The following is a 22659-nucleotide window of genomic DNA, read 5'->3' as shown; positions in this document are numbered from 1 at the left end:
TTAGACAACTGCTCAATCGTTAATCACAGATTAATAAACTCTGTGTCCATTGTAAATGCATTTTCTATCCATTGCAGATCATACGTGTATTTGGAAAAGTCATACTGTACGTTTTTTGCAAATACTTGATGAAAATCAAAACAAAAAATATCAAAACGTAAATAAAACTCGTGAAATTGAGGGTTTTTCTCTAAAAAATACAAAACAGTCTTGATCATTTTTTGCTGTTTTGTCCATGTTACAGCTTCAACAGCAGTACCTCTTTGTGTTTTAGCTCGTGCTTTTACTTCAACAAATAGTAGCTCTTGCTGTTTGATTGCAATAATATCAATTTCACCATAACGACTATAAAAATTTTGCTCAATAATATCAAAACCGGCTTGTTCTAATTCAAATGCGGTCTGTTGCTCGCCCCATTGTCCCAATTGGTGTGAAATTGAGGCGATCTTTACAACAACTTCATTTTGATTTATTTGTTGCTCTTTGATATTTTTTGTCTTCGTCACTCTTATCATTAAAATACCTCTATATCCAACACCATTGAGAACCCATCTCACCATGATAATCAGGTAAAATACTCGGTCTACCATCTAAATTCGTGATATGCGAGTTTGATCTAATTTTTATCTTTCACTATTTCCCACGGAGAAATCTCATGAGTGCTCAATTATTTGTCGTTGCGACCCCCATTGGGCACATGGATGATATGACTTACCGTGCAATTGAAGTTTTAAAATCTGTTACGATTATTGCCGCAGAAGACACACGCCAATCTGCACATTTAATGAAGCATTATAATATCGCAACGCCATTGACTGCATGTCATGATCATAATGAAAGTAACAAAATTGATATACTGATTGAAACACTCAAAAGTGGCAAAAATATTGCGCTGATTAGTGATGCAGGAACACCATTGATTAGCGATCCTGGCTTTAAATTGGTTCGTGCAGCGCAAGAACATGGCATTCGTGTAACTCCTGTTCCAGGTGCATGTGCCGCGATTGCAGCGCTGAGTGCCGTTGGTTTGCCAAGTGATCGTTTTAGTTTTGAAGGCTTTTTATCATCAAAACAATCTCAGCGTTTGATTCAATTAGAAAAACTTAAACATGAAACGCAAACCATGATTATTTATGAAGCACCACATCGTATTTTAGACAGTGTCAAAGATATGGCGAATGTCTTTGGTGCAGATCGTCCTGTTGGTTTCGCTCGTGAAATTACCAAGACTTTTGAGACCATCAAGAAAATGACCTTAGGTGAATTAGTGAGCTTTATTGAAAGTGATCATCATCAACAAAAAGGTGAAATTGTTTTGGTGATTGGTGGTTCACCTGAAGAAAAAGATATGGATCAGGAAAAACTCGATAAATTATTATTACGTTTACTTGAAGATTTATCGGTTAAAGCGGCATCACAATTGGCGGCAGATTTAACTGGGATTAAGAAAAAAGTGGCGTATCAGCGAGCTTTGGAATTGACTGATAAAATTTAAAGCCAATACCAATCAATTTAAAATTTAAAAATAAAAAGCACCGAAATTTCGGTGCTTTTTGCAATCACTTGCATGAGATTAGCGATTAGTCTTTTGCAGACTCATCAGGTGGCACTTCTGTAATGCGTCCACCACGGGCTAAAAATGCAGCGACTTCATCTTCCAATGCAGCACGTTGCTTGAGCTTTGCTGTTACTGTTAACGTTTCTGCTTCTGCCAAATCAGAATCGCTTACCGTAGAGTCACTTGCAGCAGCACCTTTTTCAGCAGCTTGTGCTTCGTCATCATCGACAGCGCCACCTGTAGCGTCATCATCATAATCGTCATTTGCATCAGTCATATCTATTTTGACTCCCCAATAAATGATTTAAATCCATTCACCAAAATATGATGATTATTTATAGAGAAATGTAGCAAGCTCTACAGATTTCGACTAGAGGTTAATATAAAAAAAACGTATCTTTTTTGATCAAATTAGTAATTTTATTTCAATGACTGTTTAAAAAATATCACCAACAACATTAAATAGCATATTGTGTCTGTTTAAGACTCGATAATCCATTGGCTTGTGCCAAAAATAGCGCCTTCAATGTTGCCTGATTTTCCACCTGTTTTAGACCAAAATTACGTGCCCAAACGAATGGGAACAATTCAGATGTTTCTATAAAACCGAGTGCTGACATACTATGCATCATGGCATCATTTTGACCTTTACGTTGATGTTCGTAACGCTTTAAAGTCTGTTCATGTGCCCAAACACCACGTTGTTTATCTTTGAGCAAGACATCGCAGAGTACCGCAGCATCAAGACAACCAATATTTACGCCCTGTCCTGCAAGTGGATGAATCACGTGTGCAGCATCACCAATCAAAGCCAAACCTGCTTTCACATAACGCTGCGCCGCACGTGCTTTGAGTGGGAATTTAGCACGCGGTGTCACCTCTAACACTTCACCAAGCATATGATGGCTTTCACGTGTCAATAACTGCATAAATTGTGCATCATTCAATGCTGAATATTCATCGGCATAATCATCAGGCAATGTCCATACAATCGAAATCCAATGTTCCGCTTGCTCGGCATTTAAACTTGCCATTGGTAAAAATGCCAATGGCCCTGTCGGTAGAAAAATTTGTCGTGCTACATATTGATGCGGCATTGCTGTACGAATCGCACAACTTAAACCTGCTTGTTGATAGTCAAGTACGTCCAATTCAATCATTGCCTGTTCACGAACGAATGAGTTTGCACCATCTGCACCAATCACTAGCTTAGTTTTAAGTGTCGTACCATCGGCAAGTTGAACAATCCAACAATGAACACCTTGTTCAACCCGTACCACTTTTACTTGTGTACGATAATCTTGAACCTGTTGTAGCATTTGTTGTTGAATCGCAAGATTCAAAATACTTGGCTCAACCATTGATCCTAAACTTTGTTCATCACTCGGCATTTTTTGCGAAGCTTGACCAAAATTAATTTCACCATAGCCATTTTTATTCCATACTTGCATGCCTGTATAGGGCATTTGACGAGCAAGTTTATCCCATACATTCACCGTCTTTAACAGATGAATAGTCGCCTGACTCAAGGCAAGTACACGTGGATTGGCTACTGATAAGACTTTTTCCGTATCCAAAATAGGGGCAGCATCCAAAACAGTCGCTTGTATACCACCTTTGGCAAGCAGTAATGCCGTTAAGCCACCAACTAAACCACCGCCAATAATCACCACATCGAGCATATCTACAGGCTTGTTCATGCTTTCAACCCCATCGCATAGCTTGCAACCAATGGTTTAAAGCCTGGAATAGTTTCAAAAGCAATGAGTCCTGAATTACGAATGAATTTCAGCACCGGATTTTGATTACTGAAGCCACGAACAACGGAATCGCAGAATTTGATCACACGTTTTTGATCGGTCAGGCGAGATTTTTCATAGTCTTGCAATACTTTTGCATCACCGACATCTGCATTTTTCTCAATTTGCTCTTTTAAATAGCGTACAAGCACATAAGCATCACGCATACACAGATTAAAACCTTGCCCTGCAACGGGATGAATGGTGTGTGCAGCATTACCCATAAGTACCACACGCCCAACTGCCTGCTTTTCTGCGAGCACTTGTGAAAGTGGGAAACTAAAACGCTTTCCAGTTTTTTGGAATTTTCCTGCACGATCTCCGTAAGTCTGCTGTAAGGCATCAAGGAAATGTTGATCGTTTTCATCGCCCAACCATTCACCTTCAGTGCCTTTTTTTACAGGCCAGACCACTGAACGACGATATTCACCCGGTAATGGCAACAATGCCAATGGCCCAAGCGGACTAAAACGTTCGAAACCGACATGCTCATGTGGTTTTGAGGTTTGTACAGTCGTAACAATCGCCACTTGATCATAGTCATGCACAGATGCACCAATACCTAAGGCTTGACGGCAAAATGAATCTCGTCCATCTGCCGCAATGACCAATTTTGATTGTAACTTATGCGTATAGTCGCCACGTTTGGCTTCAATATATGCAAAATCGGTATCTTGGATCAGTGAGGTAACTTGTACGCCATCAATCAATTCAATTAAAGGTTGTTGTTTGACCTCAGTGAGTAAAACACGTCCTAACCATGCATTTTCAATGACTTGCCCAAAGCTTTCGACTTTTTCTTGGTCTGCTTTGAGTCGTGCTTTACCAAAGCCACCTTGTTCCGTAATATTGACTTCTAAAATGGGCGTTGCATGTTCTTGCAAGGCATTCCAAAGCCCTAATTCTTGGTAAATTTGTACACTACGGCGTGACAAAGCGCTATTTCTTGCATCAAAACTTGAATGGTACGGTGCAAGATTTGCATCATCATAATTGGGATACTTAATTGCTTCGAGCAATTTGACCGCAATATTGGTTTTTGCCAACATCAAAGCGAGACTCAATCCCACCATCCCACCACCAACAATGATGACTTCTTGTTGCATGTGTTAATCCTTTCTATTTTAGTATTGCATCACAATTTTTTTTGCGCCAATACGTATAATCTTGATTTATTTTATATTACATCAAGGTGGCTGGTTTTTATATTGAAATCGTTTTTTGTCGCCATTTTCGCACTCAATTCATACAAATTAAAATGTAAGACTGATATTTTAAATGCTCAATTTTCAACACAAATTTAAGGATGGAATTATTTTGATTTACAGTGCTTTATCAATTGTTGCTCCAAGTGGTGTGAAAATTATGAATGGTCTTAAAACTTTAGAAATTCGCTCCTGGCACCCCCTACACTTCCATTAAAAGATTTAGTAATTGTTGAAAACAACAACTTTTTAAACAAAGATTTTTTTGAGGAAGAAGGCTTAGCCATAGCACTTGTCGACATTGAATCTATACATAAATGGCAAGAAGATGAGATAGAAATAGCATGTGCTTCATATTGGGAGACAGGATATTATGCTTGGGTCATCACAAATATTCGCCCACTGCACAAACCAATAAAGACCATTGCTAAAAGAAAAATATATACAATCAACTTATCACTTGAATATCATTCAGAATAAAAATTATATTTACAAAAAAGCCAACTTAAAAATCAACTTAAGCGAAAATAATTAGACTTCAATGCCTGAATATACGCCAATATTTCTGTTATTTCGGTGTAATCGCCGCTATATTTCATACCATTAATATTAAATATATGCGTGCCATTGAAACCACTTTTTAATGCACCTCTCATGTCTTTTTTTATTTTTGTAATATATTTCGGATTACGAAGTAATTCTTCAAATTTTTCAGTATCTAAGCCCAATCGGCGTACATAACTGAGAAGATAAAAATCCTCTAACTTTGGTTTAGTTTGGTTTTCATACAAAATATCGTGCATTTCCCAAAACTAGCCCAAATCACCGACAACCTCAGCAGAAATTGCGCATGTAAAGCATGTGGATGGAAACTTAGCGGAAAATTTCTAAATATAAATTTTAATTGGTTGCCTAATGCTTACTGAACTTGCTTCATAACAGGATACGCTTTGCCGCTATAAGGACATTCATAATCGCCATACATAACAAGTTCAACAAGTGAGTTGTATCGCCTTGAATATGGTCTTCAGCAGTGACGGGAATAAATAAAGTGGTCATTATTATTCCCTGCCCTATCTTTAGGAAATCTAAAATATCACAAAAAATTTAAGCCATTCACATCCATTCTTTCTTGCTATGTAATTTTATTCACACAATATTCCGTCACCACTTCAAAAGCATTTTTAAGATTGAGCCATCAATGCTTCAATATCATCAATTGATTTAACAACATTTTTAGTCAAAACGAGTGGGCCACTTGCTGTTGCAACCACATCATCTTCAATCCGAATGCCAATGCCACGCCATTTTTCATCGACCGACTCATCATCAGGCGCAATATACAAACCAGGTTCAACAGTTACAACCATACCTTCTTCGTAAGTACGATATTCGCCATCCAGTTTATACGATCCAACATCATGCACATCCATACCGAGCCAATGCCCTGTACCATGCATGTAGAATTGACGATAGCTGTCATCGGCGATAATACTTTCAAGAGTGCCCTGCATAATACCTAAATCAAGTAAACCTTGAACCAAAATTTGCACTGCAACACGATGTGGTTCTTTATAGTTATTGCCAATACGTATAGCATCAATTGCGGCGATTTGTGCATCCAAAACCACTTGATATAAGGCTTTTTGTTCAGGACTAAACTTGCCATTTACAGGGAATGTACGGGTAATGTCTGAGGCGTAAAGTTGATATTCACATGCTGCATCTATCAGCACCAAATCACCATCTTTCAACGGTTGATTATTTTCTACATAATGCAAAATACAGCCATTTCTACCACCACCGACAATGCTGTTATACGATGGTACGCAGCCATTTTTACCGAAGACATAATTTAGTTCGGCTTCAAGGGCATATTCCATCATGTTCGGTTGAACAGCTTGCATAGCGCGCGTATGTGCTTCCGCTGAAATATCAGAGGCAATTTGCATGAGCTGAATTTCTTTGGTGGATTTATGCAAACGCATTTCATCAAGTATACGATCTAACTGCTGAATTTCTGAGGGTACATCACCGCCACCACGGCTTTGCTGTTCTGCTTTTTGAATCCAACCAGTAATACGCGCATCAAAATCTGTACGTTGCCCTAATCGAGCATAAAGCTTTTGCTTATTTTTAAGTTTTTCTAGAATTTCTTCATCGAGCAAATCGATTGCACACGCTTCGTCTGCTTCATAGTCATCGACTGCACCATCAATACCTGCTCGATAACCATTCCAAATTTCCATTTCATGGTCGCGTTCACGACAAAAGAGTGTATAGACATATTCTTCACCACTTTCATCTGTTTCAATGGTTGCAACAGCTTCAGGCTCTGCAAATCCTGTCAGATAGAAGAAGCTACTGTCTGCACGGAATTTATAATCGGCATCTCGATTACGCATTACTTCAGGACTTGTTGCAATAATTGCAATACTGTTGGGACCCATTTGTTCAGCCAGGCGGTCACGACGTTCCTGAAAATCGGCTTGCGTTAATTTCATGCACTATTCAGCTTATTTTTAATGATTAATAAAATGTAAGGGGAAATGGATGCACTCGAAAGCACATCCATTTTAATAATACTAATTTGATATTTAGCTCAATTTAGCTTGGGCGATGAGGCGTAAACATTTCAACAACTGTTTGTGCTTCTGTTTCTGAAACAGTTTTAGCCGCTTTATTGTGAAAGTGTTGTAACAATGAACTTTCTAAAACAGGAATTTTTTTACGTCCCATTGACAATGAAACAGGAATCAAGCGAACAAATTCATACAATTCTTGATAGCTTTCTTCGCCTTCTTCATCATTGTCATCTTCATCAAATTCAACTGAAGCAACATCTTGTAAACTTTCGATCAACTCTTCTTCTTCCGCACGAATACGACCTGAAGCTAAACCAAAACCTAACACCACGCCCGCACACCAATCGGCTAGTGCTTGCACACGCTCTGAAAGTGTATGACTATCATCAGGAAGCATCGGCAAATAATCGAGTTCATCTTCAGATAATGAATGTGCAATGTCTTCTGCTTCTTCTGCAAGCATATTCACCGCATTTTCATCTAATGTAGGTACATCAAGCGTCGATAATATTTGTAACCATTCTTCACGGTTCGGCGATTCTGTCACACAAACTATACCTGTAAGTAAGCCATGTAACTCACTCGGGCTTGAAATTTCTTCAATCTCATCAAAATTTTGGTTCCAATCCGACCAACCTGAAATATCGTCTTGCATTCGCTTATCCAATCTCTATACTTCTCTATATATTACCTTTGATTGCAGATCTGTGCGACCTCGTTATGTTAGAACAATTACAGCGTCTACAGACGCAAATTGGCGTTTTAAGAACACGCCTTGAAAAATCTGAAAGTGACAATGCCGCATTATTGAATGATAAAACACATAATGCTGAGCAAACTCATACCCAAATTAATCATAAAAACAATCTGATAACACAAAAGCAGGATGAAATTGACAATCTGACTGAACAATTGAATAGCTTAAAAGGCACACACTCTCAGCTCAATACCGATGCAACTGCACTGGCTGAGCGTTATAGCCGTCTTGAAAAAAGTTGTACTGATCTTAAAAATCGTTTCCAAGAAATTTTGGCTGAACGTAATGAATTGCGTCTTTTGAAAGAAAAATTGCAAGCTGAACAGCAGCGGACTCAACAAGACATTAAAAATTTGCAGTCTGAACGTGAAAATCTCATTCAAAAAAATGAACATGCAAAAGGCAAAGTTGAAGCGATTATTCAACGACTGTCTATTTTAGGTACAGAGCAAGATCAGCATGCGCAAGAAATCCAACAGCTTGCTCACCCATCTGATTCAAGTGAGGAAGTTTAATCATGTCTGAAAATGTCACTGTCGAATTACGCCTGATTGAACAAACATTCCGTCTTTCAACCACCAATAATCAAAAAGCCGATTTGGAACGTGCGGGTCAATTACTGAATGAAAAATTTCAAGAGTTCCGCCGTAAAGCACCGAATATGGAACACAATAAGTTAATGATCATGGTGGCTTTAGAATTAATGCAAGAAGTTCTAAGCATGAATAAATCGTTACAAGAATATGCACAGTGTGAACGATTACTTAACACTATTATCGAAGATGTTGAAAAAGCAGTATAAAACTGCTTTTTCTTTGTGCGGTTGTTAAGACAAAATCGTTGTTTTATGCTTTTTTAAGCACTGATGATTTGCCTGATTTGAAAGATTTGGTATACTAAGTACAACTCTGAGATGTTTGCCAGTGAGTCTATATCCCTGCCGATACTTATATCTCCGGATGCGTTCTGCATATTTAGAGTGTATGCCCACCTTCGAGTGGGAAACCCAGCAAGTATGCGTCGTGTCCACCTTGAACTCATCGGGTTCAGGGTAACGACATGCAGCGGCATCTTCGGAGTGTTTCTAAATGATTGTTTTATAACGATCATGAACAAAATTCTTCAAATCTCCACCAAATGAATTTTCATTTTTTAGATCTTTGTATACTCCATGTATACCCAAGTTCTATTCACTTATTCAGCGACTGCTGATAGGAAATGAAAATGTCCAATAAAAAAACACATATTACCCTTTCATTTGTTAAAGGTCTCATTAAACAACTAAGTGATCCTTATGCAGATGAATCCCTTAAGGATTCCAAACAATACTGTTTTGATATTCCAAGTGGGAAACAACTTTTTTTTCGTGATCTTAAACTGATTGGATTTGCTATCAGAGCGACTCGCCACTCTCTTGTATATACTGTTGAAAAGAAAATGCCAAATGGTGTTCCCTGCCGTGTCACTATTGGAGATCATGGTATTTTTACACCAGAAACTGCTAGACAGAAAGCAACCGAATATCTCCTTGAAATGTCCCAGGGAATAAACCCAAACGACAAAAAAGAACAACTACGCCAAAAAGCCTCCCAAGGACGATTAAATTATCAGCAAATCCCAACTTTGATAGATGCTTATAAACACTACATAGAAGCTAGAACAGAGCTAAAGCCAAATACAGTTGCTGTGTATGACAGAGATATGAGCTTGTACTTAAAAGATTGGCATCATTTAAAAATTACAGATGTAACGATGCAAATGGTCATAGTTAAGCATGCTGAAATTTCAAAAACCAATAAATCTCATGCAAATATTACGCTTAAATTATTTTCAGCTGTTTATAATTATCATCGCAAAAGATTGATTTGTAATGATCAACCAATTATTAAAGAGTTTAGCCCAGTTGCGATTCTGTATAGAAATGATCTATTTAATAAGCTAAAACCAAGAAAAACCTATATTAATAGTGAACAACAAACCGACTGGATTAAAGCGATTGTTGACAGCAAATGGCGTGGTCAAATATATGCTAATGAGTATGGTTATTTGAACCAAGATTTTCTTTTGACTTTCGTACTCACTGGATTGAGACGTAGCGAAATTGAGCAACTCGTTTGGGCTAATGTTGACCTAAAATTTGGAACTTTAAAAATTATTAATCCTAAAAATGGCAATGATTTACTTTTACCTTTAGGAAATATATTACTTCATATATTCAACCAGCGAAAAAAGTATTCCAATGGCTGTAAATATGTTTTCCCAGCATCAAATAATCAAACTCATGTAAAAGATCGGAGACATGTTCGCAATAAGATTTCTGAAACTACAGGAATTCCCTTCACATTTCATGATTTGAGACGAACTTTTACTTCTATTGCCAATCGTTGTGGAATTGGAATGTATACTGTTAAAGCTTTGATTAACCACTCCTATCAAGAAGATTCAGATATAACGGCTGACTATACTCAAATAGATGCTAGAGATTTGAGAGATGCTATGAATAAAATTGAAAATCATATTCTTTCGGAAGAAGTTAAAAGTAGGATTTTGACTCGAAAGTATGTTGTTAAAAAACCAAATAGAATACATATATAGCCAACTGAAATAATAAAAGTTGTGAAGAGAAATTCAAAAACGGCATGAGTTGAACTTATCAAAGTTCAACTTCATCAAAACCTATATAACACAAGCATATAAATTTCCCTATTTTTGGTTATTTCTCTTTGCTAGTTAATTATAGTCACTAAAATATGTCGCAGAAAAAAATGCATTTCCGGTATTCAGCAAGGGCAACTCAGATACTTGATATATAAACTGAGTAAAAATATTTTTCTTGAAATTGAGATTTGAACTCGGAGTTTTTCCCTCTTTTTATATGTAACAAGATATCTTCCGCGTGCAGACATAGTAACATAAGATACTATTCCCTCAGCGCGCACCATAAACAGAACATATGATATTGATTTTTATAAATAAAAAATTGAACCAAAATAGCTTTTACCGTAAAAAATACCGTATAAATACTATTCACTTTTTCAAACTGATAATCTGAAATTTAGTAACGTAATTTGGACCTACATCAAATTCAGTCTATTGAATCAGTTGGAGATAACATTCAAATCCGCAATGAACTTTTGAAATGGTATATAGGTTCTCACGTCCTTACAATTCCATAAAAACGTCATGATATAACATCACTTTTTTGTAATCGCTTTTTTTCATGTATCATTCAAGAGTACAACTTCAGGGGTTAGGTTATGTTTGGAAATATTGATGCTTTAAAGAAAAAATTAGATCAGCATCGTCCTCTTTCTCCTGCAATTGTAAAAAATCTACAAGAAGATCTTATTGTTCGCTGGACATATCACTCGAATGCAATTGAAGGTAATACACTTACATTGCTAGAGACCAAAGTCGTTTTAGAAGGCATAACTGTTGGTGGAAAAGCTTTACGAGAACATTTCGAGGCAATCAACCATAGAAATGCTATCTACTACGTTGAAGATATTATTCGAAAAGAAGAACCGTTTTCTGAATGGCAGATTCGCAATATTCACCAACTTATCCTAAAAAATATTGATGATGACAATGCAGGACGTTATCGCCAACAAAACGTATTGATTTCAGGTGCTACCACTACACCACCGGACTATACATTGCTCAATGACAAAATGACTCAGCTAGTCGACTGGTACAACTCAGAGGCACATAAGCTTCATCCGATTGAACGTGCAGCCAAAGTACATGCTGATTTTGTAGGTATCCATCCATTCATTGATGGCAATGGCCGTACATCACGTCTATTGATGAATCTTGAATTGCTTAAAGCTGGTTATCCCCCTTGTGTAATAACAGTTGAAAACCGATTGGCCTACTATGAGGCCCTAGATCAATGGATGGCTTATGGAAAAACTGAAGCGTTTATACAATTAGTCTCCGCTGCTGTACTAGAAGGGTTTAAACCGTATCAAGTTGTTTTAAATCTTTAAAATAAAAATTAGCTTGTAATGTATCTTATACAACAATATCAAATATAGGGGTAAAGTATTCACTTTACCCCTAATGAATTTTAATTAACCTTGTAATTCATAAACTTATTGTCAACAACTCGAAATGTGAATATTGAAAAATTATTCAAAAATATCAGATTACATTTTTACCAAAAATAATAACATACATGATACATTACACACAAAATACATAAATATGTAAGAGGGAAAAATGTTAAATGGCGATTTAAAAAAAAATGCTATTGCTCAATTTGAAGCCACAAAAAGCGCTTATGAACACCTAGGACAAAAAGTAGGATTACAGTCTGAAAAATTAATGAATCTTCGTAAAAATGATGGTCATAACATTATTACTAGAATCGAAGCACTTTTTAGTGGTATCGCCAATAAACCTAAAGAGTTTGATAAAACATTCAGTGAATATAAAGCTGAATTTAAAGTTTTTAACGATATTCTCGATAAGATTAAGGAAAACGCACGTCAAATTGATATACAGGCTGGCGGTACTGCTGGAGCTGGAGTAGCTGCTGGGGCTGGTGTTGTAGCTTTCGCCCCAACCGCAGCTATGGCAATTGCTACTACTTTTGGGACAGCATCTACAGGTACCGCTATTTCTGCTTTAGGAGGGGCAGCAGCTACTAATGCTGCCTTAGCTTGGTTAGGTGGAGGTGCTCTTGCTGCAGGTGGTGGTGGTATGGTTGCAGGCAATGCCTTATTAGCACTTGCAGGACCAGTAGGCTGGGCAATTGGCGGTACGGCATTAGTCGGAAGTGCACTTTTTGCACGCAGTAGAAATGAGAAAATCGCTAAAGAAGCTGATGAAAAAAGAAAGGAAATCGAAGTTCTAAATAGACAGTTTAGAGCAGCATCTTTAGAAATAGAAAAACTTGCGGAAGAGACCCAAAAGCATATTGTGGGGATGCAATCCCAATTAAGTACATTAGATTCAACACTTATCACACTTGATTATAGTCAACTGGATAGTGGTCAGAAGGCACTTATGATTTCACTGAAAAATCATGTAGAGAGCTTATGTTTACTTATGAAAAAGAAAGTTGAACTCTAATTTAATTAAATCATCAGGCAATATTAATGCAAACAACTTCAGTACAAGACCAGATTTCTAGTGCCATAGTCGATGGCATTAATGTTGCTCGACTACAAGATAAAATTACTCAACTTAATCTGCAGGATCAATGTTTCATTAATTCAATGAAGCATGTTGATCAAGTCCGAGAATTTATTGGCACACCTAAAAATATTTTAGGTAGCGATCTTACTAAACATGGAGAAATTGCCGAACATGTTGAAGTTGGTATTCGCAATGCAAGAGATGCTCTTGCAGGTGATACTGTTAGAGCGACCTTTGAGGGGGTGGGACGCACTGCGCCCGAAGATTATTTGATTGATGGAATTCAGGTTCAATCAAAATTTATTAACGGTTTGGGCAATAATCTTGAACATGTACTCAAGCATATGGACAAATATGAAAACTTCGGTCGTGACAGATCTTATTATCATATTCCAAAAGATCACTATGAATTGATTTCTAAAATTCATCGCGGTGAATCTATTGAAGGTTTAAGTCAAAAGACAATCAATTCTATTCAAGCAAAAATTGAAGAAATCCAAACCAAGTCTGGACAGCCATTTAATGAGGTGGTTCGTCCTGGAGTATCTGATTATGCTGAAGTTCAACAAGGTCAAGTGCATGAAACATTAAATAAGCATAGTGCTGACCTCGAACAACAAAATGAAAAATTGAAGGATATTATTCACGATAAACATCAAGCCAACTTAACAGAAGGGCTAAAAGCAGCTGGAACTGCTGCAGCTGTCGGTGGTGCTATTGCCCTAAGTTCCTCTTTATATCTTAAATATAAAAATGAAGGAAAAAATTTATTTAAGGGTGAGCTGACTAAAGAAGATTGGAAAGAAGTTGGATTAGACACAGCTAAAGCATCTGCATTAGCGGGTGTGACTGGTGCTGCAGTTTATGGTTTAACTAATTGTGCGGGGTTAGCTGCTCCCCTAGCTGGTGCATTTGTTAGTGCATCAAAAGGGGTAAGCTCATTAGTACATGACTTTTACCAAGGGAAGTTAACTTTTGAAGAATTTCAAATGAATTCAATTTTTGTTTGTGCTGATAGTGCAGGTGTTGGTCTTGCTGCGCTAGCAGGACAAACATTCATCCCTATACCGGTCTTAGGTGCCGTCATTGGTTCAATCGCAGGAAAGTTTGTATGTGAAATTTTATTAGGCGAAGATAAGAAGCTAGCACAGAAGATGGAAGCTTCCATGCAACTTTTTTTAGCTAAGGTTGATGAAGTTTATATAAATGTCATAAATAAAATTAATACTGAATTTGAAAAAATTGCTGATTTAAGAAGTAAAGCATTTGACTTAAATACTAATATTTCAATTATAGAGTCCAGTATTATATTGGCTCGTGCTCATGGAGTAGAGGAATCTAAGATATTGAAAAATGAAGATGATTTACGAAGTTTCTTATTCGATTGATATTTAAAAAGTATATTAGAGAAAAACTATGAGTCTTAGATTTCGCAAAAGTATCAAAATCTTACCTGGTGTAAAAGTTAATATCTCAAAAAAAGGGATTAGTAGTATTGGTTTAGGTAAATCAGGTGCATCGATTAATTTGAATAAAAAAGGAATACGCACAAATATTGGTATACCCGGAACGGGAATATCTTATTCAAAATTTCATCCGAATAAAAAACCACCTGAGAAACAATTAGAACAAGAGCCTTCATATATCCCTACAAAACCACACTCAACTCCTTCACCAAATTTGCCTTCAAAAAACTATGTTTTATTATTGATAGGTATTTGTTGCTTTTTAATAGGTGTTATATTTTTTTAGATTCATCATACTAATTTTATTTATAGTAGTACTAACATTCCAAGAACTAATAATACTTAAACAATTAATGAACGCTTGAGTTAACAAAAACTAACTCAAGCGAGACATATTTTTTCGAACCTACTGCTTCTCTATTTAGAAAATTTTACGAATTAGACATTTGAACATAAGCCAAACGACCACCAGAGTCTTTAGAGAGAATAATTTTCACACCTTCTTTCAACTCAATACGATTGCCAATCTCAATTTTATGCTGCCGATTTTCTTCATCGAATACAAATAAACTGTTCATTCGCTCATTCACCAACCACCATTTTTGCTGATGTTCGACAAAATAACCCATTCTTCGCATTTGATGAGCTTCTAAGCGCTCATTTGGCAAAATCAAAGAATTTATATGCCATTCAAAAAGTGATTGATTTGACCATACCATTAAGCGATGGTTATCCGATTTATAATCCTTCTGATTACGAGAAGAGTAAAAATTCAGAATAGGTAATTTTTTCGTGTATGCCGTACCACAAAATGGACAATGTGGATGTTGTGAATTATCAAACACAAACCACTTCTGACTACAATCTAAATTAACACAGGGCTGTAGTAAATCAGTTGTTTTTACTAAAGCTACTTCCCAATCATTTGCTGAAGGACGCTGATTTGGGGCATGTAAAGCATCTTCAAAACTTTTTTTAAATAGTTTTGATAAGTATGGCCCAGTCACTGTATATGGAATTTTTTTAGTGTCCACCCATGGCAAATATGATTTTTTCCAATCGTCAGTATTAATAGTATTAGATGTATTTATGGAGTGTTCGACAAATAGTGCATGCTCTCCCATACTTAATTTTTCATCATTCTGACTATCATCCAAATCATGTACTTTTTTTCCACGCAATGGATGGCGATATAGCAAATACATATAGATCAGTACTGCTAGTGCATGTCTATCTGTCCTAATTGATGGAAGAAAACGTTTTGGATCATTCTTATCTAAATGACTGGTTGCCATAACTTCAGGAGCAATAAAGTCTGGGGTTCCCACAACATCTGGCGGAAACTTACCCGGAACAACCATCCCATCAACATCGATAATACATGCTTTAGCATTTATCGGATCGATCAAGACATTTTTATATGATAAATCTGAATGTGCCAATCCTGCTGCGTGCATTCTATGTATTCCACGAGCTAGCATCATACATATTTTCAAGTAACTAGCCCAATTGCCCTTCTCTTTTTCATCAAGAAACCGATTTTGATTGCTAGCACTCGCAAACCACCTGCCTTCTTTTTCCTTTCCTTTAATTTTAAGAAGTTGATCATTATTAATTGAACCAAATTCAAAAAAGAAGTCTTTACTATAAGCAGGCACAACAATACCTAATAAATTATTATGCTCAACTAACGCATTTGGCCAACAGAACGCTTTTTCCCAATATTTCCCACCCAAACCGTTCATAATACTGTCATGCTTAGTCGTAACGATTTCTAGTAAACGTCGTTTTTGTTCTTGATAGTCATTTTGATTTTCATAAAACTTGTTTTTTTGCTTATTAAAAAAACATACGACATAGCTTTTATCAGGTGAGAAATAAACATCTTTCATCGCACCTGAACCAATAATTTGATCTATATAACTAATTGATCTTCCATCATGGGTTTTACAATGAACGATATTAGACATCCGTGAAACTCTCAACTGTTAAACTTAAATTCGGTTCATTGTGTGGTAAAAGCACAAGAAGCGTTCTGTCATCATGATGCCCTTTTTTGAAGAAATGAATTTTTTCATTCAAATCAGATCCATCTATATCGCTATTTAAAACTTCTTTATATTCATTATAAAATTGAGTCCAACTATCTAGACTACTTAGTTCACTATCAGTTTCAAAGTATGGATCTGAAATACCGTCAGACATTAAAAACAACCAATCTTGTGCAGATGCAATTGTAATGCTTACATACTGATGGAAGGGTTCTAAATTTGGACTTAAGAAAACTGTCTGTCCAACATAATCTCCACCATCTGTTTGACCTAACAAACGTATCTTCTCTTGGTTATATACGGCAACAGCACCATCTCCAACCCAAAAACTTGATATAAAACGTTTATCTTGAACATGCTTAACAATCACGATTTGTAAGGTGGTTGCAAAATCTCTAAAAGAACTTTGAGTATTCTCAACTTTCTGACGAATCTTCTCCATTGCATGATCAGTTGCTTCTCTAAATAATTGGATTGCTGCTGTATTCCAGTTCTCAACAATAGATTTATTTATTTCAGACGTGTGTGGTTCATCAAAAACATACTTTTCTAAATCCTGAAAAGCTTGTATTGCGACTAATTTATGACTTAAAAAGTTTATCGACTGTTCTGCTGCTAATCTTGAACCTTCTCTTGAGTACTTTGCACTTCCCGCACCATCTGCAACAGAAAGAAGTACTAAGGATGGATCATGTTCTAGAATTTTATATTCAAAATGATCATCCCTAAATGAACCATTGTGTTCATGTGAGCGCCCTCGACGACTTGCAGCAATAATTTTATAATCCTGGTTATTATTAAATTTTGTCGTTTTATAAAATCCATGCTCTTTAGGAAATAATGAAGCTGTGGCAGGTTCATTGATCTCCCATAAATCTTTAGGATCTGCAACAATAATTAAATTTGCACTAGCCTTATAAACGTTATCTTGATGTTTATAATTAAAGTTAATAACAGATGAACCTATTTTTTGAGGAAGTCCCACAATAAAACTGTCTTCAACACTTATACCTAAATTATTTTCTGAAAAAGTAATACTTTCATAAAGAATTTCAATTTCTATATTTTCCTTTATAGTGATTTTTTCTTTATAAAACTCTTTAATTTTTCCATTTGGAATTGAGAAAGTCACCTTTGGAGGTACTATCTTAGATGCTGATTTGTTTTTTGACTTTTTAATATCAATATTTGATATTATTTGATTGCTAGATTTTTGTGTTTTTTGCTCATTAGTTTCACCAGCTAACACCTCTTGGTCTTTATTATTTATATTAATTTCATTGTTAACAAACTCAGCATTAATTTTTTCCAATTCATTTGATTGTGCATTAGAAAGCTGAATTATTGATTCATTTTTATTTTTTTGAGCTTCTGGAGTATAGAATTGAATACTTGGAGAAATATTATCAGTTAGATTATCTGACTTCTCTTCAAAAGAAGGACTTAAAGCTTCAACATTATTGTTTTGAGACTCTGGTTGCTCCTCATTAATATCTTTTCCAAAACCCTCTTGTTCTATCTTATTATTTTTCACTAAATCAATTTGAATTGCATCACTTACAATCACAATATCCTGTAATAATAATTGATCAGAGTCATTTATTTCTAAATGCTCTTCGACTTTCTTTTTATTTGCTAAATCAGTCTCTTCTTTATCAGCTAAAACCTCTTGACCTATCAATATAGTAGGTGTATTTGTATCACTTATTTGATTAGAGTCTTTTGAACTATATCTTTTATTAAAAAAAATACCGCCTTTTTCATTAAAATCTATTTGTTCATTAATAATTTTTTTTATTTCATCTAATTCAGATAAAAGTTTTTTCTTAGGGTCAACTCCTATCCAATTTTTTTTTAAATCTAACATTTCAATTAAATCTATTGTATGACTGAAAAAATTATCTAAATTTCCCCAATAATCTTTTTTACTTAGCATAATTTTACTCTTCAAATTTCAAACACATATTAAAAATTGATTCCGTTAAATATTCGACATTCAATATATTATCTGTCAAAGTCATATATTTATGTTTTGAATTTATAGTCAGATTACCCATAGAATAAATAACAATATTGGAAAATTGTGAAATATTACTAATAGTTTTAGAAAAACTTTCAAAAGTAAATACATCTACTGCATTATTTGAACTAAATATAAATAAGTTTGGACGATAAAATTCCTTGCCAAAACTTATTGAGTTTTCTAATTCATAAAGAGCATTTCCTAGAAAATTCAAACCAAATAATTCATTTTCCGAAATTTGAAAATCTCTCAAGTTAGACTTACGATTAATAACACTTTTAAAAATTAAATTTTCAGAAAAAGTATAGAAATAAATTTCACAACTTTCTCTAAGATAATCATCGTTATTCAACAACTTATATAATACTTCTAATGCAATATTAGTTGATTGCAATTTTTCATGAGAATTATAAATTGAGCTGTCTACTAGGCATATTACAGGAAGTTTTTTCATCAAAAAAATACCATAGCCCCTATTAGGCTATGGTTATCACCTCTTAAAATACAAAATTGATTTCAGGGGGTGGCGGAGGTAAATCTCCAATAACAGCATCACCTTGATTTGAATCAACTTTTTGGCTACTCATTGAAACACTCTGTGTAACCCATTTAAAGAAAGCTGTAATTGTTGCACTGTCGGCAGTAGGTAAATGAACAATTCCTTCTGCTAATTGCTTAAGAACACTTGCAGCTTCAATACTGCCAACACTACAAGGAATAATGAGGCCAGGCTTTACTGCTTTCAGTTTTTCGAAACCCTGCTTCCAATCATCCGTTGGCACACCATCAGACATAATAAAAATCAATGGCTTCCAGTCCCCTTTAGAGTCAATTGTATTCTTTTTAACTTCGTTAATAATACAATTTGCTGTTAAAGTTAGCCCTTCACCCAAAGCCGTCCAACCTCCAGCTTCTATAGATGGGGTTTGAAAATCTGCAAGTTCTGTTAATGGTACTATCTGCTGAGCTTTATCATCAAATGTGATTACTGATAAATAAGCTGTTTCTAGAGCATGCGGATCTTGTCGTAATGAAGAGACAAATAGGTCTATACCGTTTCTAACAGATTCAATAGGCTCTCCGTGCATCGATCCTGATGTATCAATAACTAAATAGACAGGCAGTCTTCTCATAATTCTTACTCATTATCATAAAGAAAAAAATCGTTATTTCTTTTCAGTTTCAGTAAAGTATTTTTCATAAATTTATAAGTATAAAAATACTCATAAATTTTTTTAAAAACCAATTCATTATAAATACTTAGTTTGATTTCAATACTATCAAAACCTCTTAAATTATCCAATTTAATGTGAAAAATATTTTTTGGTATTTTAGTCGTATCGAACCAAATCGTAATAACACCTATGACTTTATCTTTATGAATAATAAAAGGCACCTCAATAGGGGTACTAGAAGATAAGTGAATGATATCAATTTGTTCATGATTACAGTCTAAAGTAAGCAAAACCAAATCTGAAAAATCATCCATACTATTTGTGCTTTTAAGCTGAACATAAAATTTTTTCAGCTTTAAGCTTTCGCTAACAGATTCTGGCAAATAATTGATTTGATCACTCATATACTGCCATCATTTTTAAAGTGTTCATTTGCAAGTTTACGAATTTGTTCTTCTGTAGTTGTAACAACTCGGATATCAACGCGCTGTGATTTTGATGGATTTTCACTTTCACCAATTTTTAGAGGTTCACCAGTATTATTTAAAGGTTTAGATGACGAATAGCCAATTGCTCTTACTTTCTGACTAAGCCATTTTTTTTGATCAACACTTAAACTTGAAGAGCTTAAAAGATAGACCAAAGTTGATTGTGCACGGGCCTGAGATAAATTCATATTTGCAATATAAGATTCTTGCTTTGAACTATTGCGAGACCAATATGTAGAGGTATGTCCTTCAATATAAATTTCTTTAATATTTTTTTCGATCTCTGGTTTCATTACCACTGTTAAATAATTTTTAAAAAACTCATCAATAACACTCTTAAATTGTGGTGATAAATCAGAAGAACCTGTATCAAATTGTATAAATTGACTATTATTAAATCTCACAAGACCAGTTGTATCTAAATCAGCACCCCATTTAGATAAATTATTTTTAAGTACTTTATTTAATTCAGAATGTAATAAAACCTCATTCCTTTGAAAAACTTTTGGAAATTCAATAATATCTTTAGTGGAAACGATAAAATAAACTGCAATAAATAAAAAAACAAGCATAAGTGAAGTCATAATATCACTTAAGCTCACCCATTCATCTTCTCGACTTAACTTTCTAAAAAGCCTCATGAATTAATTACCACCTAAAGAAATACTAGTAGGCAGAGCTTTGAGTTCTTGAATATTCTTTAATGAAGAATATTGATTTTCAATTTTCATATCAATCTGATTAATATGATTATTTGTCATTTCTATTTTTTTCGAAATATCTAATTGTAGATCCAATAATTGTTTATCAAATTTAGGAAATTGAATACTCTTTATTAATGCATGTTGATTCTCGATCAGCGAATCTATTTTATTTAAGTGATCATTCGTCATTTCAAATTTTTGTGTAATATCCATATGCACTTCATATAGTTGCTTATCAACTTTATTCTTAAATTTATCAATAGCAGCCATTTGATGAACACCTACTTTTTCAATTAAATCTGTTTGATTTAAATATACCTTCTTAGAATACTCTAAATTTTTTTCATATATATCAATACTATTGTTTTTGAATAAATTATTAACTTCTATTACTTGCTCAAATGATTTTGCCATATCTAAAGAATTTTGTTGATAAGTTTTCATATTTTCAATGAAATCAAGATTTGATTGATTAAACTGATTATATATTGCATCCATCTGTATGCGATATTTTTCAGCATCAACAATACTTTCTTTACCCAAAACAGCTAATTGTTCTACTTTTTCATTTATTATATTTATTTGATTATCAAGCTCTTCTGAACTTAATTGCAGTCCTTTATTCATTTGAATAAAACTTTCAGTATAATTTTTCAACAAATCAAACTGTTTTTGTTGCTCAAGATAACTTTCATTTATTTGTTTTAAAGTAGTTTGATTATTTTTAATTTCTTCACTATAGCTATTTTGCCATGAAATAACATTTTCTAAAGTTTCATTTAATTTAGGAAAGTTAGATGCAAACTGATTTCCAATATCTTTATTGAATTCCAACATTACCGCCTTTAATGCAGAAATAAATATCTCATTATTTCTTTCTGTTTGAGAAGTAATAAATTTTTCATTACTCTCTTGCAGTGAGATGATACGACTTACAAGTATATCTTTATAATTTTTAAATTCAGTTTCTTGTTTTCTCTGAATTTCTAAAGTATCTGCATTACTAGTAACCAACTCTTCAATGTATTTGACCAATGTATCTTTATAATCTTTTGATTCAACTTCTTGTCTCTGTTGGATCAATAGACTTTTTTCATTATTATCTAGAAATACACTTATTCTAGCCTCCAGCGCATCATCATTTTTTTGATCATTTTTTACGAAGTAAAATATTGCTTTATATAAAATAGAATAAAAGACTCCTATCGTGGATGCTATAAAGGCACCTTGTATATGTATCAAGAGATTGTTAATTGCTTTAGTTGGATTGGAGCTCAAATCAAAGTCATAAAGACCCAAACCAACCCCCATAAACATAAAAAGAATACCTAAAGTCACCAAAAATGAGGGAGCATTACTTCTAATAGATTGAACTTTATTGAAATAAATTAAAGTTAAAAATGCTATTGTTAGTGTGATTGTGCTGAAGCCAATTATCCAATCCATATTTTTAGTTTGATTAAAATTAATTACATAATTTTACAGTTTTTTTTTGATTTGAATAGATTAAAATCATTTTTTGTCAAAATAATTTGAATAATAAGTTGAAGATTGTACTTGATGATGTAAAAAGCCCCCATGCATGGAGATGGTGACAAAACAACTCATATTGAAAATTTAATTTAAACAGGCTTTGTTGCACAAAGATTTAAAAGATAACACTCTGCTCATTTGAACAGAATTCAAGTGACAACTTGGGTATGAGG

At 34.5% G+C, this 22659-nt stretch carries 23 protein-coding genes, 1 other RNA gene and 1 pseudogene; 10 read left to right on the top strand and 15 right to left on the bottom strand.

What is annotated here, in order from left to right:
• Window positions 1-23: 23 nt before the first annotated feature.
• Entirely contained in the window at window positions 24-437 is a 414-nt protein-coding gene (locus tag ACK2M2_RS09855) for a YraN family protein (protein ID WP_419348022.1), read from the bottom strand.
• A 218-nt stretch (window positions 438-655) separates the two neighbouring features.
• On the opposite strand from ACK2M2_RS09855, the gene rsmI reads away from it, so the two are divergent.
• Window positions 656-1495 carry a 16S rRNA (cytidine(1402)-2'-O)-methyltransferase gene (gene rsmI, locus ACK2M2_RS09850; RefSeq protein WP_409511040.1) on the top strand — a complete coding sequence of 280 codons (840 nt, stop codon included), beginning with the start codon at window positions 656-658 and terminating at the stop codon, window positions 1493-1495.
• Window positions 1496-1580: 85 nt separating this feature from the next.
• Here rsmI and ACK2M2_RS09845 read toward each other — a convergent pair whose 3' ends face one another.
• The 3 genes from ACK2M2_RS09845 to ubiH form a co-directional block, all read right to left on the bottom strand.
• Entirely contained in the window at window positions 1581-1835 is a 255-nt protein-coding gene (locus tag ACK2M2_RS09845; RefSeq protein ID WP_409511039.1) for a hypothetical protein, read from the bottom strand.
• A 181-nt stretch (window positions 1836-2016) separates the two neighbouring features.
• Window positions 2017-3258 (bottom strand): FAD-dependent monooxygenase, encoded by a 1242-nt coding sequence (locus tag ACK2M2_RS09840; protein WP_419347935.1) that lies wholly within the window; start codon window positions 3256-3258, stop codon window positions 2017-2019.
• Window positions 3255-4463, bottom strand: a complete 1209-nt coding sequence (gene ubiH / locus ACK2M2_RS09835) for a 2-octaprenyl-6-methoxyphenyl hydroxylase (RefSeq protein WP_419347932.1) — start codon at window positions 4461-4463, stop codon at window positions 3255-3257. The genes ACK2M2_RS09840 and ubiH overlap by 4 nt, the downstream gene beginning before the upstream one ends.
• 172 nt (window positions 4464-4635) lie before the next feature.
• Between ubiH and ACK2M2_RS09830 the strand changes: the two are divergent.
• Window positions 4636-5042: pseudogene (locus ACK2M2_RS09830) on the top strand (ASCH domain-containing protein).
• A gap of 32 nt (window positions 5043-5074) precedes the next feature.
• Here the strand turns inward: ACK2M2_RS09830 and ACK2M2_RS09825 are convergent.
• The 4 genes from ACK2M2_RS09825 to ACK2M2_RS09810 form a co-directional block, all read right to left on the bottom strand.
• Window positions 5075-5365 (bottom strand): DsbA family protein, encoded by a 291-nt coding sequence (locus ACK2M2_RS09825; RefSeq protein WP_409511036.1) that lies wholly within the window; start codon window positions 5363-5365, stop codon window positions 5075-5077.
• Between the two features lie 130 nt (window positions 5366-5495).
• Entirely contained in the window at window positions 5496-5621 is a 126-nt protein-coding gene (locus ACK2M2_RS09820) for a hypothetical protein (RefSeq protein WP_419347929.1), read from the bottom strand.
• Between the two features lie 125 nt (window positions 5622-5746).
• Entirely contained in the window at window positions 5747-7066 is a 1320-nt protein-coding gene (gene pepP, locus ACK2M2_RS09815; RefSeq protein WP_419347926.1) for a Xaa-Pro aminopeptidase, read from the bottom strand.
• A 103-nt stretch (window positions 7067-7169) separates the two neighbouring features.
• Entirely contained in the window at window positions 7170-7802 is a 633-nt protein-coding gene (locus ACK2M2_RS09810; RefSeq protein WP_409511033.1) for a UPF0149 family protein, read from the bottom strand.
• A gap of 65 nt (window positions 7803-7867) precedes the next feature.
• On the opposite strand from ACK2M2_RS09810, the gene ACK2M2_RS09805 reads away from it, so the two are divergent.
• From ACK2M2_RS09805 to ACK2M2_RS09770, 8 genes are all read left to right on the top strand, one after another.
• Window positions 7868-8419 carry a hypothetical protein gene (locus tag ACK2M2_RS09805; protein WP_419347924.1) on the top strand — a complete coding sequence of 184 codons (552 nt, stop codon included), beginning with the start codon at window positions 7868-7870 and terminating at the stop codon, window positions 8417-8419.
• A 2-nt stretch (window positions 8420-8421) separates the two neighbouring features.
• The gene (locus ACK2M2_RS09800; RefSeq protein WP_409511031.1) at window positions 8422-8706 is read left to right on the top strand and encodes a cell division protein ZapA; all 285 of its coding nucleotides are present in this window, start codon (window positions 8422-8424) and stop codon (window positions 8704-8706) included.
• Between the two features lie 100 nt (window positions 8707-8806).
• Window positions 8807-8988, top strand: a non-coding RNA gene (gene ssrS / locus ACK2M2_RS09795) — 6S RNA.
• A 140-nt stretch (window positions 8989-9128) separates the two neighbouring features.
• Window positions 9129-10499: a tyrosine-type recombinase/integrase gene (locus ACK2M2_RS09790; RefSeq protein WP_171455675.1), complete on the top strand. Its 1371-nt coding sequence runs from the start codon at window positions 9129-9131 to the stop codon at window positions 10497-10499.
• A gap of 662 nt (window positions 10500-11161) precedes the next feature.
• Window positions 11162-11893, top strand: a complete 732-nt coding sequence (locus ACK2M2_RS09785) for a Fic family protein (RefSeq protein WP_419347920.1) — start codon at window positions 11162-11164, stop codon at window positions 11891-11893.
• A gap of 232 nt (window positions 11894-12125) precedes the next feature.
• Window positions 12126-12980, top strand: coding sequence for a hypothetical protein (locus tag ACK2M2_RS09780; RefSeq protein WP_005027406.1), 855 nt, complete (start codon window positions 12126-12128; stop codon window positions 12978-12980).
• A 26-nt stretch (window positions 12981-13006) separates the two neighbouring features.
• On the top strand, window positions 13007-14434 hold the full coding sequence (locus ACK2M2_RS09775) for a hypothetical protein (protein WP_005027408.1): 1428 nt from the start codon (window positions 13007-13009) through the stop codon (window positions 14432-14434).
• A gap of 28 nt (window positions 14435-14462) precedes the next feature.
• Window positions 14463-14798 carry a DUF4236 domain-containing protein gene (locus tag ACK2M2_RS09770; RefSeq protein WP_419347917.1) on the top strand — a complete coding sequence of 112 codons (336 nt, stop codon included), beginning with the start codon at window positions 14463-14465 and terminating at the stop codon, window positions 14796-14798.
• Between the two features lie 145 nt (window positions 14799-14943).
• Here the strand turns inward: ACK2M2_RS09770 and ACK2M2_RS09765 are convergent, their stop codons facing one another.
• The 7 genes from ACK2M2_RS09765 to ACK2M2_RS09735 are packed head-to-tail and all read right to left on the bottom strand — an operon-like array spanning window position 14944 to window position 22399.
• Window positions 14944-16482: a helix-hairpin-helix domain-containing protein gene (locus ACK2M2_RS09765; RefSeq protein ID WP_419347914.1), complete on the bottom strand. Its 1539-nt coding sequence runs from the start codon at window positions 16480-16482 to the stop codon at window positions 14944-14946.
• A complete protein-coding gene (locus tag ACK2M2_RS09760; RefSeq protein ID WP_176536911.1) occupies window positions 16475-18499 on the bottom strand; it encodes a PP2C family serine/threonine-protein phosphatase in 2025 nt (674 codons plus the stop codon). The genes ACK2M2_RS09765 and ACK2M2_RS09760 overlap by 8 nt, the downstream gene beginning before the upstream one ends.
• Window positions 18500-18503: 4 nt before the next feature.
• Window positions 18504-19040, bottom strand: coding sequence for a hypothetical protein (locus ACK2M2_RS09755; RefSeq protein WP_176536912.1), 537 nt, complete (start codon window positions 19038-19040; stop codon window positions 18504-18506).
• A gap of 43 nt (window positions 19041-19083) precedes the next feature.
• The gene (locus tag ACK2M2_RS09750; RefSeq protein WP_176536913.1) at window positions 19084-19719 is read right to left on the bottom strand and encodes a vWA domain-containing protein; all 636 of its coding nucleotides are present in this window, start codon (window positions 19717-19719) and stop codon (window positions 19084-19086) included.
• Window positions 19720-19724: 5 nt separating this feature from the next.
• Window positions 19725-20165 (bottom strand): hypothetical protein, encoded by a 441-nt coding sequence (locus ACK2M2_RS09745; protein ID WP_419347911.1) that lies wholly within the window; start codon window positions 20163-20165, stop codon window positions 19725-19727.
• Complete coding sequence (locus ACK2M2_RS09740; protein WP_419347910.1) at window positions 20162-20890, bottom strand: OmpA family protein; 729 nt, start codon at window positions 20888-20890, stop codon at window positions 20162-20164. The genes ACK2M2_RS09745 and ACK2M2_RS09740 overlap by 4 nt, the downstream gene beginning before the upstream one ends.
• Window positions 20891-20893: 3 nt before the next feature.
• Window positions 20894-22399: a hypothetical protein gene (locus tag ACK2M2_RS09735; RefSeq protein ID WP_419347908.1), complete on the bottom strand. Its 1506-nt coding sequence runs from the start codon at window positions 22397-22399 to the stop codon at window positions 20894-20896.
• Window positions 22400-22659 lie beyond the last annotated feature (260 nt).

It is taken from the genome of Acinetobacter sp. TY1 (genome assembly GCF_048551395.1).
Classification (GTDB): Bacteria; Pseudomonadota; Gammaproteobacteria; order Pseudomonadales; family Moraxellaceae; genus Acinetobacter.
This window is presented reverse-complemented; position numbering and strand designations above follow the sequence as displayed.

What these genes read in the sequence shown, in the direction of transcription:
- rsmI (WP_409511040.1), top strand. Translation starts at nt 656, where the DNA reads ATGAGTGCTCAATTATTTGTCGTTGCGACCCCCATTGGGCACATGGAT.
- ACK2M2_RS09845 (WP_409511039.1), bottom strand. Translation starts at nt 1,835, where the DNA reads ATGACTGATGCAAATGACGATTATGATGATGACGCTACAGGTGGCGCT.
- ACK2M2_RS09840 (WP_419347935.1), bottom strand. Translation starts at nt 3,258, where the DNA reads ATGAACAAGCCTGTAGATATGCTCGATGTGGTGATTATTGGCGGTGGT.
- ubiH (WP_419347932.1), bottom strand. Translation starts at nt 4,463, where the DNA reads ATGCAACAAGAAGTCATCATTGTTGGTGGTGGGATGGTGGGATTGAGT.
- ACK2M2_RS09825 (WP_409511036.1), bottom strand. Translation starts at nt 5,365, where the DNA reads ATGCACGATATTTTGTATGAAAACCAAACTAAACCAAAGTTAGAGGAT.
- ACK2M2_RS09820 (WP_419347929.1), bottom strand. Translation starts at nt 5,621, where the DNA reads ATGACCACTTTATTTATTCCCGTCACTGCTGAAGACCATATTCAAGGC.
- pepP (WP_419347926.1), bottom strand. Translation starts at nt 7,066, where the DNA reads ATGAAATTAACGCAAGCCGATTTTCAGGAACGTCGTGACCGCCTGGCT.
- ACK2M2_RS09810 (WP_409511033.1), bottom strand. Translation starts at nt 7,802, where the DNA reads ATGCAAGACGATATTTCAGGTTGGTCGGATTGGAACCAAAATTTTGAT.
- ACK2M2_RS09805 (WP_419347924.1), top strand. Translation starts at nt 7,868, where the DNA reads ATGTTAGAACAATTACAGCGTCTACAGACGCAAATTGGCGTTTTAAGA.
- ACK2M2_RS09800 (WP_409511031.1), top strand. Translation starts at nt 8,422, where the DNA reads ATGTCTGAAAATGTCACTGTCGAATTACGCCTGATTGAACAAACATTC.
- ACK2M2_RS09790 (WP_171455675.1), top strand. Translation starts at nt 9,129, where the DNA reads ATGTCCAATAAAAAAACACATATTACCCTTTCATTTGTTAAAGGTCTC.
- ACK2M2_RS09785 (WP_419347920.1), top strand. Translation starts at nt 11,162, where the DNA reads ATGTTTGGAAATATTGATGCTTTAAAGAAAAAATTAGATCAGCATCGT.
- ACK2M2_RS09780 (WP_005027406.1), top strand. Translation starts at nt 12,126, where the DNA reads ATGTTAAATGGCGATTTAAAAAAAAATGCTATTGCTCAATTTGAAGCC.
- ACK2M2_RS09775 (WP_005027408.1), top strand. Translation starts at nt 13,007, where the DNA reads ATGCAAACAACTTCAGTACAAGACCAGATTTCTAGTGCCATAGTCGAT.
- ACK2M2_RS09770 (WP_419347917.1), top strand. Translation starts at nt 14,463, where the DNA reads ATGAGTCTTAGATTTCGCAAAAGTATCAAAATCTTACCTGGTGTAAAA.
- ACK2M2_RS09765 (WP_419347914.1), bottom strand. Translation starts at nt 16,482, where the DNA reads ATGTCTAATATCGTTCATTGTAAAACCCATGATGGAAGATCAATTAGT.
- ACK2M2_RS09760 (WP_176536911.1), bottom strand. Translation starts at nt 18,499, where the DNA reads ATGCTAAGTAAAAAAGATTATTGGGGAAATTTAGATAATTTTTTCAGT.
- ACK2M2_RS09755 (WP_176536912.1), bottom strand. Translation starts at nt 19,040, where the DNA reads ATGAAAAAACTTCCTGTAATATGCCTAGTAGACAGCTCAATTTATAAT.
- ACK2M2_RS09750 (WP_176536913.1), bottom strand. Translation starts at nt 19,719, where the DNA reads ATGAGAAGACTGCCTGTCTATTTAGTTATTGATACATCAGGATCGATG.
- ACK2M2_RS09745 (WP_419347911.1), bottom strand. Translation starts at nt 20,165, where the DNA reads ATGAGTGATCAAATCAATTATTTGCCAGAATCTGTTAGCGAAAGCTTA.
- ACK2M2_RS09740 (WP_419347910.1), bottom strand. Translation starts at nt 20,890, where the DNA reads ATGAGGCTTTTTAGAAAGTTAAGTCGAGAAGATGAATGGGTGAGCTTA.
- ACK2M2_RS09735 (WP_419347908.1), bottom strand. Translation starts at nt 22,399, where the DNA reads ATGGATTGGATAATTGGCTTCAGCACAATCACACTAACAATAGCATTT.